This window comes from Streptomyces sp. A1277, from assembly GCF_004795015.1.
Lineage (GTDB): Bacteria > Actinomycetota > Actinomycetes > Streptomycetales > Streptomycetaceae > Streptomyces.
Window position 1 is genome coordinate 15,835 of the sequence record NZ_SSBI01000066.1, and the last position, 18,616, is coordinate 34,450.

General features: G+C 73.1%; 17 protein-coding genes. 11 read left to right on the forward strand and 6 right to left on the reverse strand.

Annotation, left to right across the window (positions count from 1 at the left end; translation table 11 throughout):
- Positions 1-5 precede the first annotated feature (5 nt).
- From E6R18_RS31455 to E6R18_RS31465, 3 genes are all read right to left on the reverse strand, one after another.
- Positions 6-734 carry a hypothetical protein gene (locus E6R18_RS31455; protein WP_136320280.1) on the reverse strand — a complete coding sequence of 243 codons (729 nt, stop codon included), beginning with the start codon at positions 732-734 and terminating at the stop codon, positions 6-8.
- Positions 722-1,270, reverse strand: coding sequence for a SigE family RNA polymerase sigma factor (locus E6R18_RS31460; RefSeq protein ID WP_136320281.1), 549 nt, complete (start codon positions 1,268-1,270; stop codon positions 722-724). Before E6R18_RS31460 ends, E6R18_RS31455 begins: the two co-directional genes overlap by 13 nt.
- A gap of 258 nt (positions 1,271-1,528) precedes the next feature.
- On the reverse strand, positions 1,529-2,431 hold the full coding sequence (locus E6R18_RS31465) for an A/G-specific adenine glycosylase (protein WP_136320282.1): 903 nt from the start codon (positions 2,429-2,431) through the stop codon (positions 1,529-1,531).
- 391 nt (positions 2,432-2,822) lie between these two features.
- On the opposite strand from E6R18_RS31465, the gene E6R18_RS31475 reads away from it, so the two are divergent.
- Positions 2,823-3,626 carry a hypothetical protein gene (locus tag E6R18_RS31475; protein WP_136320299.1) on the forward strand — a complete coding sequence of 268 codons (804 nt, stop codon included), beginning with the start codon at positions 2,823-2,825 and terminating at the stop codon, positions 3,624-3,626.
- A 146-nt stretch (positions 3,627-3,772) separates the two neighbouring features.
- Here the strand turns inward: E6R18_RS31475 and disA are convergent, their stop codons facing one another.
- Both disA and radA read right to left on the reverse strand, forming a co-directional pair.
- Positions 3,773-4,897 (reverse strand): DNA integrity scanning diadenylate cyclase DisA, encoded by a 1,125-nt coding sequence (gene disA, locus E6R18_RS31480; RefSeq protein ID WP_136320284.1) that lies wholly within the window; start codon positions 4,895-4,897, stop codon positions 3,773-3,775.
- A 146-nt stretch (positions 4,898-5,043) separates the two neighbouring features.
- Positions 5,044-6,456, reverse strand: coding sequence for a DNA repair protein RadA (gene radA, locus E6R18_RS31485; RefSeq protein WP_136320285.1), 1,413 nt, complete (start codon positions 6,454-6,456; stop codon positions 5,044-5,046).
- A gap of 186 nt (positions 6,457-6,642) precedes the next feature.
- Between radA and E6R18_RS31490 the strand changes: the two genes are divergently transcribed.
- Positions 6,643-8,499 (forward strand): hypothetical protein, encoded by a 1,857-nt coding sequence (locus E6R18_RS31490; protein WP_136320286.1) that lies wholly within the window; start codon positions 6,643-6,645, stop codon positions 8,497-8,499.
- A 25-nt stretch (positions 8,500-8,524) separates the two neighbouring features.
- Here the strand turns inward: E6R18_RS31490 and E6R18_RS31495 are convergent, their stop codons facing one another.
- Positions 8,525-9,388 carry a hypothetical protein gene (locus E6R18_RS31495; RefSeq protein WP_136320287.1) on the reverse strand — a complete coding sequence of 288 codons (864 nt, stop codon included), beginning with the start codon at positions 9,386-9,388 and terminating at the stop codon, positions 8,525-8,527.
- Between the two features lie 41 nt (positions 9,389-9,429).
- On the opposite strand from E6R18_RS31495, the gene E6R18_RS31500 reads away from it, so the two are divergent.
- From E6R18_RS31500 to proC, 9 genes are all read left to right on the forward strand, one after another.
- Positions 9,430-10,380, forward strand: a complete 951-nt coding sequence (locus E6R18_RS31500; protein WP_206308479.1) for a Ppx/GppA phosphatase family protein — start codon at positions 9,430-9,432, stop codon at positions 10,378-10,380.
- A gap of 97 nt (positions 10,381-10,477) precedes the next feature.
- The gene (locus tag E6R18_RS31505; protein ID WP_206308480.1) at positions 10,478-11,302 is read left to right on the forward strand and encodes a sugar phosphate isomerase/epimerase; all 825 of its coding nucleotides are present in this window, start codon (positions 10,478-10,480) and stop codon (positions 11,300-11,302) included.
- Positions 11,299-11,919 carry a TetR family transcriptional regulator gene (locus E6R18_RS31510; protein ID WP_136320289.1) on the forward strand — a complete coding sequence of 207 codons (621 nt, stop codon included), beginning with the start codon at positions 11,299-11,301 and terminating at the stop codon, positions 11,917-11,919. Before E6R18_RS31505 ends, E6R18_RS31510 begins: the two co-directional genes overlap by 4 nt.
- A gap of 372 nt (positions 11,920-12,291) precedes the next feature.
- The gene (ilvD, locus tag E6R18_RS31520; protein WP_136320291.1) at positions 12,292-14,142 is read left to right on the forward strand and encodes a dihydroxy-acid dehydratase; all 1,851 of its coding nucleotides are present in this window, start codon (positions 12,292-12,294) and stop codon (positions 14,140-14,142) included.
- An 83-nt stretch (positions 14,143-14,225) separates the two neighbouring features.
- On the forward strand, positions 14,226-14,798 hold the full coding sequence (locus tag E6R18_RS31525) for a hypothetical protein (RefSeq protein ID WP_136320292.1): 573 nt from the start codon (positions 14,226-14,228) through the stop codon (positions 14,796-14,798).
- A gap of 32 nt (positions 14,799-14,830) precedes the next feature.
- On the forward strand, positions 14,831-15,631 hold the full coding sequence (locus E6R18_RS31530; protein ID WP_136320293.1) for a class I SAM-dependent methyltransferase: 801 nt from the start codon (positions 14,831-14,833) through the stop codon (positions 15,629-15,631).
- 54 nt (positions 15,632-15,685) lie between these two features.
- A complete protein-coding gene (locus E6R18_RS31535) occupies positions 15,686-16,453 on the forward strand; it encodes an ABC transporter ATP-binding protein (protein WP_136320294.1) in 768 nt (255 codons plus the stop codon).
- Positions 16,450-17,220, forward strand: coding sequence for an ABC transporter permease (locus E6R18_RS31540; RefSeq protein ID WP_136320295.1), 771 nt, complete (start codon positions 16,450-16,452; stop codon positions 17,218-17,220). The genes E6R18_RS31535 and E6R18_RS31540 overlap by 4 nt, the downstream gene beginning before the upstream one ends.
- A gap of 87 nt (positions 17,221-17,307) precedes the next feature.
- Positions 17,308-18,117 carry a pyrroline-5-carboxylate reductase gene (gene proC / locus E6R18_RS31545; RefSeq protein WP_136320296.1) on the forward strand — a complete coding sequence of 270 codons (810 nt, stop codon included), beginning with the start codon at positions 17,308-17,310 and terminating at the stop codon, positions 18,115-18,117.
- Positions 18,118-18,616 lie beyond the last annotated feature (499 nt).

Consider the following 18,616-nt stretch of genomic DNA (forward strand, 5'->3'; position numbering starts at 1 on the left):
AGCTCTCAGTTCTTCGGCGGTTCCGTGGGCTCGGGAAGGTCTCCGTCGCCCGCGCCCACGGCTCGGTTGAAGTCGTTGCGCACCCGGTCCTCCTCGTTGAACCGGCCGCTCGCCCAGTGGTACGTGATCACTTCCTCGCCCGAGGGGTAGGCGACCGCGTCCTTCTTCCCGTACACCTGCGTCGTCACCACCAGGTCCCCGCGGTCGATGGTGCCGTACACCGCGGGCTGCTCGACCATGAAGACGTTCTCGTACGTGCCGTCGGAGCGCGGCCGGTAGACGTACGTACCGACCCCCACCGAGTCGCCGCAGGTCATGACGTTCACCACGACATCGGAGGACGGGGCGTCGGTGAGCGAGCCGTAGGAGGTGTCCACCGGGTACTCGTCACGGGTGCACGGCTTCAGGTCCAGCCGGACGCGCCCGCTCACCTTCGGGTCCGCCTTGAGCAGCGCCACCGCGTCCACCCGGGGGGCCGGCCGCGCCGTGGAGTGCTGCGTCGAGCTGGGGGTGATCCGGGCGACCGGCTGGGTGCCCGCCGGGCCCTCGTCCCGGGTGCCGGTGCCGCCGGTGGAGCAACTGGCCACGAACAGCCCGAAGACGGCGAGCCCGGCCAGAGCCGTGCTGCCCGCCGCCCAGCCGGACAGCAGCCGCCTGTCGGCGCCGCCGTCCGTGTCCCCGCCCGTTTTGCCGGTGACCGTGCCGTCGTCACCGCTGCCTGTCAGGCCGCGCACCGCTCCCGCCCCCGCTCTTCGGCGATCCGGGTCTCCCGACTCGCCGCTTCCCTGTTCTCCAGCTCCTGGCGCAGCCGCGCCAGCGCACGGTGCAGCGTGCTCTTCACCGTACCGGCCGACATGCCGAGCGCCGCCGCCGTCTCCTCCGTGCTCATCTGCTCCCAGTGTCGCAGCACGACGACGCTGCGCTGCTTGGGAGCCAGCACGCCGAGGATGTCCATCAGCAGGGCGCGGTCGGCGCGCTGCTCGGTGCCGTCCTCGACGCTCGCGTCGGGCAGCTGCTCGGTGGGGACCTCGTCCAGCTTGCGCGCCCGCCACCACTCGGTCCGGGTGTTGATCATGACGCGGCGCAGATAGGCGTCGGCGAGGGACTTGTCCTCGATGCGGTCCCAGCGGCCGTAGGTGCGGGCCAGGGCGGTCTGCAGCAGGTCCTGGGCGTCCACGGGGTCGGGGACGAGCCGGCGCGCGCTGCGCAGCAGCGCCTCCTGCCGGGTCCGCACGTACTCCTCAAAGCCGAGCACCTCGCCCTGCGCCATCACAACCGCCTCCATCCCCGTGGAACCCCGTAGAACCGCTTCGTACCGCTGCCGGCCGCTGGTCATCGGCTGACGTCGCAGACGCTACGGAGTGGTTGTCACGGGGCTGTGCGGAGCAGCCGTAGGCGGGCGCACGGCTGGCCATCGGTTGTGTAACAGTGCGGGGACAGCCCGGACAAAGGGCCCGGGGAGGGACCGACGCGAACGGGCCCGCCCTCCCCCGCGTATGTGTACACGGGGGAGGGCGGGCCCGGTCCGTCAGGTCAGCGGCAGCCGGTACCGGCCGCCGGCCAGCGGCTCGACCAGACCGTCGGCCACCAGCCCGTCCAGCGCGCGGGCCCGCTGCACCGGCTCGTCCCACACCGCGTCGAGCGCCGCCTGCCCCACCGGGCCGACCGCGTCGCGCAGCACCGCCAGGAGCCTGCCGCGCACCTGCCGGTCCGTGCCGGCGTAGGTCTGGCCGCGGCGCGGCGGCCCCTGGTGCGCGGGCTTCCCGGCGAGCCGCCAGGCGCACTGCTGTGCGATCGGGCAGCGCGTGCAGTCCTCGTTCTTCGCGGTGCAGACGAGGGCGCCGAGCTCCATGGTGGCCGCCGCCCAGCGGGCCGCCCGCTCGTCCTCGTCGGGCAGCAGCTCCCGGGCGAGCCTGCGTTCGGCGGCGGTCGTCGCGTTCGGCGGGTACTGGATGCCGAGCGCGGCCCGGGCGAAGACCCGGCGGACGTTGGTGTCGAGGACGGCGTGCCGCTGCCGGTAGGCGAACGAGGCCACGGCCGCCGCCGTGTACTCGCCGATGCCGGGCAGGGCGAGGAGCTGGGCGTGCTCGCTCGGTACGTCGCCGCCGTGGCGTTCCGTTATCGCCTGGGCGGCCCCGTGCAGGCGCAGGGCCCGGCGCGGGTAGCCGAGCCGGCCCCAGGCGCGGACCGCCTCGCCGGGCGGCTCGGCCGCGAGGTCGGCGGGGCGCGGCCAGCGGGCCAGCCACTGCTCGTACACCGGGAGGACCCGGCTGACGGGGGTCTGCTGCAGCATGAACTCGCTCACCATCACGCCCCAGGCACCCGCTTCGGGGCGGCGCCAGGGCAGATCGCGGGCATGCTGGTCGAACCACCCGATGACGGGGGCGTGGAGGGAGGCGGGGGGCGTCTGTGTCGCAGTCGTGGCAGTCATCGCACCGTCGATCCTGACACGGAAGGGCCCAGAGGGGTCACGGGCACGGGGGTGTCACGCCGCGAACGAGCCCATGGAGTGATAACGCCACCCGTCTGTCCCCAGCTCCACGGCGTCCGCGTTCCGGCAACTGGCCCCACGCCCCGCGAGCCGTTGCGGCAACTGGCCCCATCGCCGGAATGCCCCGAACCGGCGGCGCTGACCGAGCGTGACCGTCACGTCACCTTCGGTTGTCCGGTGTCGCCCGGGAGGGCGAACGGGCCCTTGCGGGATGATGATCCGCAAAACTTGGGGATCAAGGCGGCGGGTGGGGCGGGAGTTGGGCCCGATCTCTCGTACAGTTTGCGCCGTGGGATCTCTGCGTAATCCGATCGGGCCGCTACCCTCCACCATCTACTGGCGACGGAGGGCGGTGGCGGCGGCGCTGGTCGTCCTGCTCGCGTTGCTGATCGCATGGGCCGTCACCTCCGGTGGCGGCAAGGGGAACCACGACGACGACTCCAAGGCGCCCAGCTCCGGTCCGGTCGGTTCGATCACCCCCGGACCCTCCGGTTCCGGGCCGGCGATCAGTGAACAGCCCGGCGGAAGCGGCGAGTCGGACGGTTCCGGCGGCAGCGACGGCGGCGGCGACGGCAGTTCGGACGGGGGCTCCGGCGGTACGGGCGGCGGCTCCGGTGCGAACGACGACAACGGCGGTGGCCAGGACGTCGGTTCCGGCTCGTCCTCCGGTTCGGGCGGCGCCTCGGGCGGCGGAGCGGTCGTCGGACAGCAGGTCCCGGCAAGCTCCCCGCTCCCCGACTGCAAGCCCGCCGCACTCCAGTTGACCCTGAAGACCGAACTCAGCTACGGGCCCGACGAGAAGCCGAAGTTCCGGCTGCTGGCCACCAACACCTCGTCCACCGCCTGCAAGGCCGACTTCGGCCCGAAGAGCGCGGTGTTCACCATCACCGAGGCGGGCGAGGACGACGACGAGGTCTGGTCGTCCAAGGACTGCCCGCGCAAGCCGCAGGCCGTGCTGCTGAAGGTGCCGGCCGGGGCGACCGTCGTGCACACCGTCGAGTGGGACCGCGCCAAGAGCGCCCCCAAGTGCGCGACGCCGCCCGCCGGAAAGGCCGGGCCCGGCACGTATCTGGTGGAGGCCAAGGCGCCGGGCGAGCCCGTGCAGCGCGCCTCGTTCGTCCTCGCGAAGGACTGAGCCGGGGAGCTGGGGGGTCGGGGAGCCAGAGGGGCCGGGAGTCGGGGGCCGGGGCCGCAGCCCGCCGGCGCCCGTGGACCGGTGCCCGTGGACCGGTGCCCGTAGACCGCCGAGGGGCCTGCCGACGCCCACGCGTCCGGCAGGCCCTACACGTACCGTTCGAGGATGGACGACTCGGCCAGCCGGGACAGGCCCTCGCGCACGCTGCGCGCCCGTGCCTCGCCGACCCCGTCGACCGTCTGGAGGTCGTCCACGCTCGCCGCGAGCAGCTTCTGCAGCCCGCCGAAGTGCTCCACGAGCCGGTCGATGATCGCGCCGGGCAGCCGCGGGACCTTCGCCAGCAGCCGGAAGCCGCGCGGCGACACCGCCGAGTCCAGCGTCTCCGGCGAGCCGCTGTAGCCCAGCGCCCTTGCCACGACCGGGAGTTCGAGCAGCTCGGTGTGGGTCAGCGAGTCCAGCTCGGTGAGCGCCTCCGCCACCGTGCGCGAGCGCTTCGCGGTCGGCTCCGGCACGTAGTCGCGCACGACCAGCTCGCGCTCCGGCTCGACGCCCGCGATCAACTCGTCCAGCTGGAGCGAGAGCAGCCGGCCGTCGGTGCCCAGCTCCACCACGTACTCGGCGATCTCCGTCGCGATCCGCCGGACCATCTCCAGGCGCTGGGCGACCGCCGTCACGTCCCGGACGGTCACCAGGTCCTCGATCTCCAGCGCGGAGAGCGTCCCGGCGACCTCGTCCAGCCGCAGCTTGTACCGCTCCAGGGTCGCGAGGGCCTGGTTGGCGCGGGACAGGATCGCCGCCGACTCCTCCAGGACCCGGCGCTCCCCGTTCACGTACAGCGCGATCAGGCGCATCGACTGCGAGACCGAGACCACCGGGAAGTTGCACTGCTTGGAGACCCGGTCCGCCGTGCGGTGGCGGGTGCCCGTCTCCTCGGTGGGGATGGAGGCGTCCGGGACCAGCTGCACCCCGGCCCGCAGGATCTTGGTCATGTCCTTGTCGAGGATGAGCGCCCCGTCGAGCTTGGCCAGCTCGCGCAGCCGGGTCGCGGTGAACTCCACGTCCAGCACGAAGCCGCCGGTGCACATCGATTCGACGGTCTTGTCCATGCCGAGCACGATCAGACCACCGGTGTTGCCGCGGAGAATGCGTTCCAGGCCGTCCCGCAGGCCCATTCCGGGCGCGACGGCGCTCAACGAGGCGCGCATCAGCGCCTCGTTACCGGTGGTTTGGCCGGACTTTCCGGGCGATGCTGCCCGGTCGCTGGCTGCCACTGCACTCCTCCGGTCACAGGTTTGCGGTGCCCTCGGGGCCTGTCGCTCGGAGCAGGCCGGATCCAATCGAAGGACCCAGGGGGTGTCTGACACACCTCCTGCGTCCCTCGTACCGTTCGTACGGACGGGCGAGACCAGGGCAAAGTCTACCGGCGCGCGTCGTCCTCCCGGGGGGCCTGTGCACGGGACCGGCGCGGGAGCGCTCTGAGCGCGTCGCCCATGTTGGCCACTTCCGTGACCTTCATACCGGCCGGGACCTTGCCCGGATCGGTCGGGACCAGGGCGTGCGTGAAGCCCAGGCGGTGCGCCTCGGACAGCCGCCGCTGGACCCCGGTGACCCGTCTGACCTCGCCCGCGAGACCCACCTCGCCGATCGCCACCAGGTTCTTCGGCAGCGGTGTGTCGCTCGCCGCGCTGGCAAGCGCCAGCGCGATGGCCAGGTCCGCGGCCGGCTCGGACAGCTTCACACCGCCCACCGTCGCGCTGTAGATGTCCCGCTTGCCCAGCGAGCTGATCCTGCCGCGCTGCTCCAGGACCGCGAGCATCATCGACACCCGGGAGGTCTCAAGGCCGGACGTGGTGCGCCGGGGCGAGGGGATCTGGGAGTCCACCGTGAGCGCCTGCACCTCGGCGACCAGCGGCCGCTTGCCCTCCAGGGTCACGGTCAGGCAGGTGCCGGGCACCGGCTCGTCGCGGCGGGTGAGGAAGAGGCCGGACGGATCGGCCAGGCCCGTGATGCCCTCGTCGTGCAGCTCGAAGCAGCCGACCTCGTCGGTCGCCCCGTACCGGTTCTTGACGCCGCGGACCAGGCGCAGCCGGGCGTGGCGGTCCCCCTCGAAGGAGAGCACCACGTCCACCAGGTGCTCCAGCAGCCGGGGCCCGGCGATCGCACCGTCCTTGGTGACATGGCCGACCAGCAGCGTCGACATGCCGCGCTCCTTGGAGGCCCGGATCAGCGCCCCGGCGACCTCGCGGACCTGCGCCATCCCGCCGGGCGCGCCGTCGATCTCGGGGGAGGCGACCGTCTGCACCGAGTCCAGGACGAGCAGCGACGGCTTGACCGCGTCGAGGTGGCCCAGGACCGCCGACAGATCCGTCTCCGCCGCGAGGTACAGGTGGTCGTTGATCGCCCGGATGCGGTCGGCCCGCATCCGGACCTGGCTCGCGGACTCCTCCGCGGTGACGTACAGCGTGCGGTGGTCCTCGCTCGCCGCCTTGGCCGCCACGTCGAGCAGCAGCGTGGACTTGCCGACGCCCGGCTCGCCCGCGAGCAGCACGACGGCACCGGGCACCAGACCGCCGCCCAGCACCCGGTCCAGCTCGCCGACGCCGGTGGAGCGCGCGGTGGCCTGCCGGCTGTCGACCTGGCCGATGGGCACCGCGGCGGTGGAGACGCGGCCCGCCGCCGTGGTCCGCACGGCGGGGGCGCCGCCGAACTCCTCGACCGTCCCCCACGCCTGGCACTCGGGGCAGCGCCCGAGCCACTTCGCGGTGGTCCAGCCGCATTCGGTGCAGCGGTAGGACGGCCGGTCCTTCGCGGATTTCGTACGGGCAGCCATGGCGCCACCGTATAGGTGGGGTCTGACAGCCGTGCCGGGCGCGGTGCGGGAGCCCCGGCATCCTCGATCGGCGCAGGGGGCGGAATCGGAGATTCCTGTCCATTATCGCGCGATACGTTCATCCGAAAGGGTTAAATCTACTCAAGGAGTGCGAGGGGCCCGCCCCGCCCTGCCTACGGTCGCAAGGTGACGAGCAGCAGGCTGGAGACCCCGACGAACACCCCCGGCGCACACCGGGGACAGCACCGCGCGCCCCACTCCTCGCACTCCTCGCCGAAGCAGCCGCCCGCCCGCTACGAGCCGCACCTCGACGGCCTGTTCACCTACTGCCTCTCCGTCCTGTGCGACCACGACGCCGCCACCGAGGCGCTCGGCGGCGTCCTGGCCCTCGCCGAGCGCCAGGGCAGCCGCTGCCCGGCCGACGAGGAGGAACGTAAAACCTGGCTGTACGCCCTGGCCCGGTGGACGTGTCTGCGCCGGCTCGCCGAGCAGAAGCGGGGCCGCCGCGCCCACCGCCGCCCCGAGGCCCCCCGGGCGCACCGCGGGCCCGGCGACGAGGACCGCCACACCCCGGCCGCCCCGGCAGGGCGTACCACCCGGCGCACGCCCCACACCGCACAGCCCGCCCCCGCCCCCGCGCCGAAGGCCCCCGCCCCGAAGGCCCCCGCCCCCGGCGAGCCGGAGACGCCCGCCGCCGCCGAGGCGCACCGCCGCGAGCTGGCTCGGCTGGCCTGGCCCGAGGCGGCGGGCACCACCCCCGAGCAGCGCGAGGCGCTGGAACTGGCCGTACGGCACGGGCTGTCGCCGCGCGCGGTCGCCGCCGTCCTCGGGCTGGACGCCACGAGCGCCCGGGAGCTGCTGGCCGGAGCCGCCTGCGAGGTGGAGCGCACCCGGGCCGCCCTGGCCGTCGTGGAGACGGGCAACTGCCCCACGGCCGGCCGGCTCACCGGCGACCACCGCGCGCTGCTCTCCGCCACCCTGCGCCGCGAGCTCGTACGGCACGTGGACGACTGCCCGCGCTGCCGCCGGGCCGCCGAGCGGGCCGGGGCCGAGGGGCCCTGGCCCGGGAAGACCGTCACGCCGGCCGCCGTTCTGGCGGTGGTGGAGGCGCCGCGCCCCTCCGCCTACGTGGCCATGCTCCAGGCGCAGAAGCATCAGAAGAATCGGTCCGCCACTCCGCGTTTCGACCGGACGGGCTTCCCCATGGACCCGAAGGACCACGCCGCCCGCCGGGACCGGCTGCGTTCCCGGGTCATGACGACGACGGTCGTCGCCACCGTCGTCGCCGCCCCGGTCATCGCCCTGTGGTCCGCCTACCGGGGCGCGCCGCTCACCGGCGAGGGGCGCGACGGCTCGGCGGTCAGCGCCGCCGACGCGGACACCGGCGCATCACAGACCCCGTACGCCCCGTACGAGAACGCCGGCAACGCCCGCCCCGACTCCGGCTCCCGCTTCACGGACGGGGAGAGCCTTCCGGACGTCTCGGCCGAGATCATCAGCGCGGGCCCGGACCCGGGCCGGGACACCACCGGGCACGGCGAGGGCCGGCTCACCGTCGAAACCCGCACCTCCGGCTCCACGACCCTGCTCACCCTGACCGCGTCGAAGGCCGGCCCGGTCTCCTGGTCGGCGGCCACCGGACAGTCCTGGGTGCGCCTGAGCCGTTCCTCCGGGAAGCTCGCCGCCGGGGGCAGTGTCACGATCCGCGCCCTCGTGGACCACGCCCGCGAGCCCGCGGGCCCCTGGACCGCCCACATCACCCTCGCCCCCTCGGGCGCGGTCGTCGCCATACACGGATACGGGGCCAAGGCGCCGTCCCCCGGGGCCACGCCGCGCCCCGGCCGCCCGCACGGCAGCCTCCACCCGCGCCCGCCGGTCCCGGCCCCGTCCTCGCCGGAGCCCTCCGAGCCGACGCCCGACCCGACGGACCCGACCCCGACGGACCCGGGCGAGCCGAGCCCGGACCCCACGCCGGACCCCACCGGCTCCTCGGGCCCGCCCGCCCCGCCGAAGGGCCCGAGCACCCCGCCCCGCGCGGACTGACAGTGCCGACCGGCCGGGATGACTACTACGCGGGGTCCGCCGGATGCGGGGCCATCGGCAGCAGCGAGGACAGCCGCTGCTCGCACAGCTCGGTCAGCCGGTCGTACCCCTCCTTGCCCATCAGCTCGATCAGCTCCGGCCGGTAGGACACGTACACCGGCTCCCCGGCCCCGTGCGCGGAGGTCGCCGAGGTGCACCACCAGTGCAGGTCGTGGCCGCCGGGACCCCAGCCCCGCCGGTCGTACTCGCCGATCGACACCTGGAGCACGCGCGTGTCGTCGGGCCGGTCGATCCACTCGTACGTACGCCGCACCGGCAGCTGCCAGCACACGTCCGGCTTGGTCTCCAGCGGCTCCTTGCCCTCCCGCAGCGCCAGGATGTGCAGCGAGCAGCCGGCGCCCGCCGGGAAGCCGGGACGGTTCTGGAAGATGCAGGAGCCCTGCCAGCGCCGCGTCTGGCGGTCCCCGTCCTCGTCGGTCTGCGTCCAGCCCGACTCCGCACCCACGTCGTGGAACTGCCACAGGTCGGGCGTGAGCCGCGCGACATGGCCGGCCACGCGCTTCTCGTCGTCCTCGTCCGAGAAATGGGCGCCCAGCGTGCAGCATCCGTCGTCCGCGCGGCCCGCCTGGATGCCCTGGCAGCCGCTGCCGAAGACGCAGGTCCACCTGGACGTCAGCCAGGTCAGGTCGCAGCGGAAGACCTGCTCGTCGTCGGCGGGGTCGGGGAACTCCACCCAGGCGCGGGCGAAGTCGAGCCCCTTCTCGTCGGACGGGTCGGGCTCCGCCGTGGCCGGCACCCGCATCTCCACCTTCTCGGCGTGCTTGATGTCCGGCTCGGTGTCCTGCTTCTTCGTGGCTTTGCCCGGCTTCGCCTTTTTCGTCTTTGGCACGCGCCCAGAGTAAGCGGGCCGCCCGCAGTAGCGTTCCCCGTATGAGACTCGGAGTCCTCGACGTGGGGTCGAACACGGTTCATCTGCTGGTGGTGGACGCACACCCCGGAGCCCGCCCGCTGCCCGCGCACTCGCACAAGGCGGAACTCCGCCTCGCCGAACTCCTCGACCAGGACGGGGCGATCGGCCCGCTCGGCGTGGACCGCCTGGTCAGGACCATCGCGGGCGCGCTCGAAGCCGCCGAGGACAAGGGCTGCGAGGACGTCCTCGCCTTCGCCACCTCGGCCGTACGGGAGGCGAGCAACGCCGACCAGGTGCTGGAGCGGATACGGGACGAGACGGGCGTCGACCTCACGGTCCTCAGCGGCACGGAGGAGGCCCGGCTCACCTTCCTCGCCGCGCGCCGCTGGTTCGGCTGGTCGGCGGGCAAACTGCTGGTCCTGGACATCGGCGGCGGCTCGCTGGAGATCGCCTACGGCATGGACGAGGAACCGGCCGCCGCCGTGTCGCTGCCGCTCGGCGCCGGGCGCCTCACCGCCGGCTGGCTGCCGGGCGACCCGCCGGACCCGGCCGAGGTGAAGGCGCTGCGCCGGCACGTACGGGCGCGCATCGCCCGTTCCGTCGGCGACTTCACCCGCATCGGCCGCCCGGACCACGTCGTGGCCACCTCCAAGACGTTCAAGCAGCTCGCCAGGATCGCGGGCGCGGTGCGCTCCGGCGACGGCCAGGACGTACAGCGCACCCTCAGCCGCAAGGCGCTGGAGGAGTGGGTGCCCAAGCTGGCCGCCATGACGGCCGAGGAGCGCGGGACCCTCCCCGGCGTCTCCGAGGGCCGGGCCGCCCAGCTGCTGGCCGGGGCGCTGGTCGCGGAGGGCGCGATGGACCTGCTGGACGTGGACGAGCTGGAGATCTGCCCCTGGGCGCTGCGCGAGGGCGTGATCCTGCGCCGCCTGGACCACCTGCCGTCCGAGAAGGACGCCGCCCCGAACTGACGGCCGAGGCGCCGGAGGCCATGGCCCTTCTCACTTTCCGCCGCACTCCCTCGGCGGGGCGCACCGGTGCCCGTACGCTGTCTGCGTGGCAGAACCAGTGGTGCGCGTCCCGGATGCGAAGGTCGCCCTGTCGACGGCCTCGGTCTATCCGGAGTCGACGGCGACGGCCTTCGAGATCGCCGCGCGCCTGGGGTACGACGGCGTCGAGGTCATGGTCTGGACCGACCCGGTCAGCCAGGACATCGAGGCCCTGCGCCGGCTCTCCGACTACCACCAGGTGCCGGTACTCGCCGTGCACGCGCCCTGTCTGCTGATCACCCAGCGGGTCTGGTCCACCGATCCGTGGGTCAAGCTCCAGCGGGCGCGCGCCGCCGCCGAGAAGCTCGGCGCGTCGACGGTCGTCGTGCACCCCCCGTTCCGCTGGCAACGCAACTACGCCCGGGACTTCGTCACCGGGATCTGGCGGATGGCGGACGAGACGGACGTACGGTTCGCGGTCGAGAACATGTACCCGTGGCGCTACCGGGACCGCGAGATGCTCGCGTACGCCCCCGACTGGGACGTCACGAACGACGACTACCGCCACTTCACCGTCGACCTGTCGCACACCGCGACCGCGCGCACGGACGGCCTGGCCATGGCCGAGCGGATGGGCGACCGGCTGGCCCACGTCCACCTCGCCGACGGCAAGGGCTCCAACAAGGACGAGCACCTGGTGCCCGGCCGGGGCGACCAGCCCTGCGCCGAACTGCTGGAGCGGCTGGCCCGTTCGGGCTTCGACGGCCACGTGGTCATCGAGGTCAACACCCGCCGCGCGATGTCCGCGGCCGAACGCGAGGCCGATCTGGCCGAGGCGCTCGCCTTCACCCGCCTGCACCTCGCCTCGTCCTCGCCCTCCTCCGAGCAGGCCCCCCGCCGATGACCCCGGACGCGCCGGGCCCGGCCCCCAGGCGCCGCGGCCGCCCCTCCCGCACCGCCGCGGACTCCGGCCCGGACGCCCGCAGCCGCATCCTGGAGGCCGCCCGCGCACAGTTCGCCGAGCGCGGCTACGACAAGGCGTCGGTGCGGGGCATCGCACGAGCGGCCGGGGTGGACTCGGCGCTGGTCCACCACTACTTCGGTACCAAGGACGAGGTCTTCGCCGCCGCCATCGAGCTGTCCTTCGAGCCCGCCCTGGTGGTCCCCGAGATCCTGGACGGCGACACCCAGGACGTCGGCGAGCGCCTGGCCCGCTACTTCATCGCCGTCTGGGAGAACCCGGCCTCCCGCGCCCCGCTCCTGGCCGTCCTCCGCTCGGCCGTCACCCACGAGGCAGCCGCCGACGTCCTGCGCCACTTCGTCCTGACCCGCCTCCTCAGCCGCATCGCCTCCCAGCTGAACGTCCCGGACGCCACGTTCCGCGCCGAACTGGCCGCGTCACACATGGTGGGCATCGCGATGCTGCGCTACGTGGTGAAGGCGGAACCCCTGGCATCGACGGATCCGGAAAAGATCATCAGAACGGTAGCCCCGACGTTGCAGACGTACCTGGCCCCTTGAAGCCCGGGTCCAGCCCCGCCGGCCTCGATCCCAGCCGCTCCGCCCCCGAAACCCAGCTTCTCCGGCGCTTGAGCCCCTTCCCGTCCCTCCGGCGTTGTTCCCAGCCCCTCCGGCGCTTGAGCCCCTTCCCGTCCCTCCGGCGTTGTTCCCAGCCCCTCCGGCGTTTGAGGAGCGGGGCCCGGGGCGGAGCCCCGGTCACGGGAAGGGGCGGGTAGGGGACAAGGCCCGCCGCAGGCGCACGGCAACCCCCACCCCACCGCACCCCCGTCCGCCCCCCGAACAACCATCCCGCATACCGGACACCACGTCCACATCCTGGCACCAAGGGCGTACGCTCAAGAACAGTCTTCAACGCAGAAGGAGCGAGAGACGATGCCCACGCTGAGGTCCCGCACTGTCACCCACGGCCGCAACATGGCCGGCGCCCGAGCCCTCATGCGGGCCTCCGGCGTAGCGAGCGAGGACATCGGCAAGCCGATCATCGCCGTCGCCAACTCCTTCACCGAGTTCGTCCCCGGCCACACCCACCTCGCCCCCGTCGGCCGCATCGTCTCCGAGGCGATCAAGGCCGCGGGCGCGGTGCCCCGCGAGTTCAACACCATCGCGGTGGACGACGGCATCGCCATGGGCCACGGCGGCATGCTCTACAGCCTGCCCTCCCGCGACCTCATCGCCGACAGCGTCGAGTACATGGTCGAGGCCCACTGCGCCGACGCCCTGATCTGCATCTCGAACTGCGACAAGATCACCCCGGGCATGCTGATGGCCGCGATGCGCCTGAACATCCCGACCGTCTTCGTCTCCGGCGGCCCGATGGAGGCCGGCAAGGCCACCCTGGTCGACGGCACCGTCCGCAAGCTGGACCTGGTCAACGCGATCAGCGACGCCGTCGACGAGAGCATCTCCGACGAGGACATCCTCCGTATCGAGGAGAACGCCTGCCCCACCTGCGGCAGCTGTTCCGGCATGTTCACGGCCAACTCGATGAACTGCCTGACCGAGGCCCTCGGCCTCTCCCTCCCCGGCAACGGCTCGGTCCTCGCCACGCACACCGCCCGCAAGGCGCTGTACGAGGAGGCCGGCCGCACGGTCGTGGAGATCACCAGGCGCTACTACGAGCAGGACGACGAGACGGTCCTGCCGCGCTCCATCGGCACCCGCGCCGCGTTCGAGAACGCCATGGCGCTGGACATCGCGATGGGCGGCTCCACCAACACGATCCTGCACCTGCTCGCCGCCGCGCAGGAGGCCGAGCTGGACTACGACCTCGACGACATCAACGAGGTCTCGCGCCGCGTCCCGTGCCTCTCGAAGGTCGCCCCCAACGTGGCCCCCGGCGGCACGTACTACATGGAGGACGTGCACCGGGCCGGCGGCATCCCCGCCCTGCTCGGCGAGATGCACCGGGGCGGGCTGCTCAACGAGGACGTGCACGCGGTGCACTCCGACTCCCTCGGCGAGTGGCTGAAGAACTGGGACGTGCGCGGCGGCTCGCCGTCGCCCGAGGCCGTCGAGCTGTGGCACGCGGCCCCCGGCTGCGTGCGCTCCGCGACCGCCTTCTCGCAGTCGGAGCGCTGGGACACCCTCGACCTGGACGCGGCCGGCGGCTGCATCCGGGACGTGGCCCACGCGTACTCCGAGGACGGCGGCCTCGCGGTCCTCAAGGGGAACATCGCCGTGGACGGCTGCGTCGTGAAGACGGCCGGCGTGGACGAGTCGATCTGGACCTTCGAGGGCCCGGCGGTCGTCTGCGAGTCCCAGGAGGAGGCCGTCGACAAGATCCTCCGCAAGGAGATCACGCACGGCGACGTCGTCGTCATCCGCTACGAGGGCCCGCGCGGCGGCCCCGGCATGCAGGAGATGCTCTACCCGACCTCGTTCCTGAAGGGCCGGGGCCTGGGCAAGAGCTGCGCCCTTGTCACGGACGGCCGCTTCTCCGGCGGTACGTCGGGCCTGTCCATCGGCCACGCCTCGCCCGAGGCGGCGTCCGGCGGCACGATCGCGCTCGTCGAGGACGGCGACCGCATCCGGATCGACATCCCCAACCGCTCGATCGACCTGCTCGTCCCCGAGGCCGAGCTGGCCACCCGCCGCGAGGCGCTGAACGGCGTCTACGCGCCGAAGAACCGTGAGCGCAAGGTCTCGGCCGCGCTGCGCGCGTACGCGGCGATGGCGACGAGCGCGGACCGCGGCGCCGTCCGCGACGTCTCGAAGCTGGGCTGAACCACGGTGCGCGGCCCCCTCCCCGGCGGGGGCCGCGCTCACCTCGCGCCGGGACCGTCCCCGGCTTTGGGATACTCGACCTCGTGAGCGAGAACAGCGAGTCCCCCGACGGCACGGCTCCCGGCACGGCTTCCGGCCCGTCCGAGCCCGCGGCGGCGTCCGCCGGCGCCCCCGCGACCGGGCAGGGCCCGCAGCCCGAGCCCCTTCGCTTCTTCGGCACCACCTGGGTCGCCCACGACGGCCACTACGGGCTCCGCCGCGCCGGGGCCGCCATCGGATCGCTCGCCGCCGCCGTCGCCTCCTGCTTCGTGCTGCGCTTCGCCTACCAGGGCCTGGAGATCGCCGACATCGGCGGCTTCGTCAACGTGCTGGTGGTCCTGATGTTCGCCATCTGCAGCGCGATCGCCTTCCGCAAGACCTGGGAGGGCTTCGGCCGCCGCCCGGCCGACCCGGCCCGCGAGGAGACGCTGCGCGGCCTGAAGGCCATCGGCTTCGTCGGCTCGCTGCTCGCGTACTTCTTCCGCACGTTCACCGAGGCACCGGGCGAGAAGCTGAGGCGTACGGAGTACGAGGAGGCCCTGGCCCGGTACGCGAAGCGCCGCTCGGCCCGCACCGGCAACCCGGCGGCCCGCAGGAAGAAGGGCCGTCGCGGCTGACTGCGTCCCTGTGCGGGGGCACGATGACCCCCATGACCGCGACACAGTCTCCGGACACCACCGCGAACCACTTGTCCGCACCTTCGCGCGCCCTGTCGTTCGACCGGGCCGCCGCCCAGTACGCCGCCGCCCGCCCCGGCTACCCGGACGCGCTTCTCGACGCGGTCGAGGACCTCGCCGGCCGCCCCCTGCGAGGAGCCCGCACCCTCGACGTGGGCGCGGGCACCGGCATCTCGACCCGCCGCCTCCACGACCGCGGCGCCCGGGTCGTCGCCGTCGAACCCGGGCCCGGCATGGCCGCCGAACTGCGCCGGGGCCTTCCGGACGTCCCGCTCGTGCGCGGAGACGGCAACCGGCTGCCCTTCGCGTCCGCCTCCGCCGACCTGATCACCTACGCCCAGTCCTGGCACTGGACCGACCCGGCCCGCTCGGCCGCCGAGGCCCGGCGCGTCCTGCGGCCGGGCGGCGCGCTCGCCCTCTGGTGGAACGTCGCGGACCACACCGTCCCGTGGGCCGCCGACCAGGACGCGCGGCTCCGCCGCTTCTTCCGCGTCGAGGCGCGTGCCGACGACCGCAGCGCCCACGGCTCGGCCGTACAGGACCGCGACCTGCCGCCGGACCTCGACTTCGCGCACCGGCGCATCCCGTGGACCCGGCGCGTCCCCCTCGCCGTCCACATCGACAACCTGGGCAGCCACTCCGCGTTCCTGACCATCGGCGACGACGCGGCCCGGCAGTTCCTCGCCGAGGAGCGGGCCCGGCTCGCGTCGGATCTCCCTGACGGCACGGTCGAGGAGGCGTACGTCGTCGAGCTGAGCGTGGCCGTGCGCTGAGCCGGCCCCGCCCGTCCCTTGACGGCGGCGCCCGGCCGGAACAATATTCATCACATGATGAATTCTTCGGGCGTCGCCGTCGAGGCCCGTGGCCTCACCGTCCAACGAGGCAGCCGCACCGTCCTGAGCGGCCTCGACTTCACCGTCGAACCCGGCAGGATCACCGGCCTCCTCGGGCCCTCCGGCTGCGGCAAATCCACCCTGCTGCGCGCCGTCGTCGGCACCCAGGCCAAGGTCACCGGCACCCTCCGCGTCCTGGGCCGCCCCGCCGGCCACCCCGCCCTCCGCCCCCGCGTCGGGTACGTCACCCAGGCGCCCTCCGTCTACACCGACCTCACCGTCCGACAGAACCTCGACTACTTCGCGGCGATCCTCCAGCCGGGCCGCGGGCACCACGACACCCGCCGCGACGCCGTCACCCGTGCGCTCACCGAAGTGGACCTGACCAGCCACGAAGGTGCCCTGGCCGGCACCCTCTCGGGCGGCCAGCGCACCCGCGTCTCGCTCGCCGTCGCCCTGCTCTGCACCCCCGACCTGCTCGTCCTCGACGAACCGACCGTCGGCCTCGACCCTGTCCTGCGCCGCGACCTGTGGCACCTCTTCCACGCCCTCGCCGCCGAACGCGGCACCACGCTCCTCATCTCCTCCCACGTCATGGACGAGGCCGAGCGCTGCCACCGGCTCCTCCTGATGCGCGAGGGCGAACTCCTCGCCGACGACACCCCGCAGGCGCTGCGCACCGCCGCCGGCACCGACACCGTCGAAGAGGCGTTCCTCCACCTGGTCGAGGCGGCCGCCACCCGCAGGGAGAACGCCCGATGAGCACCCCGGCACCCACCCGCACCGCGCCCCTGAGCGCGACCCGCACCCTCGCCACCACCGCCCGCGTCCTGCGCCAGCTCACCCACGACCCCCGTACGGTCGCGCTGCTCCTGCTGATCCCGGTCCTCATGATCACGCTGCTGCGGTACGTCTTCGACGGCAGCCCGCAGACCTTCGACTCGATCGGGGCCTCGCTGCTCGGCATCTTCCCGCTGATCACGATGTTCCTGGTGACCTCGATCGCCACCCTGCGCGAACGCACCTCCGGCACCCTGGAGCGCCTGCTCGCCATGCCGCTCGGCAAGGGCGACCTGATCGCCGGTTACGCGCTCGCCTTCGGGGCCGTCGCCGTCCTCCAGTCCCTCCTGGCCACCGCCCTGTCGGTGTGGGCCCTCGGCCTGGACGTCACCGGGTCGCCGTGGCTGCTGCTCCTGGTCGCCCTGCTCGACGCCCTGCTCGGCACGGCGCTCGGGCTGTTCGTCTCGGCGTTCGCGGCCTCCGAGTTCCAGGCGGTCCAGTTCATGCCGGCCGTGATCTTCCCGCAGCTGCTGCTCTGCGGCCTGTTCGTCCCGCGCGACCGGATGGCCCCGTTCCTGGAGGCCGTCTCGGACGTCCTGCCCATGTCGTACGCCGTGGACGGCATGAACCAGGTCCTCCACCACGCCGACGTCACCGGCGACTTCGTCCGCGACGTGCTGATCGTGGCGGGCTGCGCCCTGCTCGTCCTGGCCCTCGGCGCGGCCACCCTCCGCCGCCGCACCACCTGACGATGCGGTCCGCCGGGGCGGTGCGAGGATGGCGCCGACGAGCACTGAGCACCGTGCACAGCGAGCACCGCCCGGAGGGTGAACGGCATGACCCAGACAGTTGCAGTCCTCGGCACCGGCAAGATCGGCGAGGCGCTGCTCAGCGGCATGATCCGGGCCGGCTGGCGCCCGGCGAACCTGCTGGTCACCGCACGCCGCTCGGACCGGGCCGCCGAACTGCGCGACCGCTACGGGGTCGACGCGGTCACCAACGCCCAGGCCGCCGAGCGTGCCGACATCCTCATCCTGGCGGTCAAGCCCCAGGACATGGGCCGCCTGCTGGACGAACTGGCCCCGCACCTGAACGCCGACCGCCTGGTCATCAGCGCTGCGGCCGGCATCACGACCGCCTTCATCGAGGACCGCCTCAGCGCCGGAACCCCGGTCGTCCGCGTCATGCCGAACACCCCGGTCCTGGTCGACGAGGGCATGTCCGTCATCTCGGCGGGCAGCCACGCCACCACCGAGCACCTCGCCACGGCCGAGGCGATCTTCGGCGGGGTGGGCAAGACCCTGCGCGTTCCGGAGTCCCAGCAGGACGCGGCCACCGCCCTGTCCGGCTCGGGCCCCGCGTACTTCTACTTCCTCGTCGAGGCGATGACGGACGCCGGCATCCTGCTCGGGCTGCCCCGCGCCCAGGCCCACGACCTCATCGTCCAGGCCGCGATCGGTGCCGCCGTGATGCTCCGGGACAGCGGTGAGCACCCGGTCAAGCTCCGCGAGGCGGTCACCAGCCCGGCCGGCACCACCATCAGCGCCATCCGCGAACTGGAGAACCACGGCGTACGTGCCGCCCTCATCGCCGCCCTCGAAGCGGCCCGCGACCGCAGCCGCGAGCTCGCTTCCGGCAACGGCTGACCCGGCCCGCAGCCCCCGGTCAAGCCGGGGGTTGACACGGCCCCCGCACGTCCGTAGTGTGCTCCGAGTTGTCCGACGTGAGCGCCGACTCCGGTCGGTCCCCGGACAGCCATTCCGCAGTAACCACAACAAGCACGCGACAGCTGTCGCATGTCTTGGTGTGCGCATGTGCGAAATGAGGAATCCGCGTTCGAAGGAACGCGACCCCGATTAGCGTCGGGGCCCTGGATTCCGCTAATGTCTCACTCGTCGGAACGGCCCAACAGCCGCGAGGACAAGCCCCACTGACTGGGAATCAGGCCCGAAAGGATCTGATAGAGTCGGACTCGCCGGAAAGGGAAACGCGAAAGCGAAGAACTGGAAAGCGAAAAGGCACGGCCCGCTTCGACCGGGAATCGGACACGAAAGAGTCTGATAGAGTCGGAAACGCAAGACCGAAGGGAAGCGCCCGGAGGAAAGCCCGCAGGGGTGAGTACAAAGGAAGCGTCCGTTCCTTGAG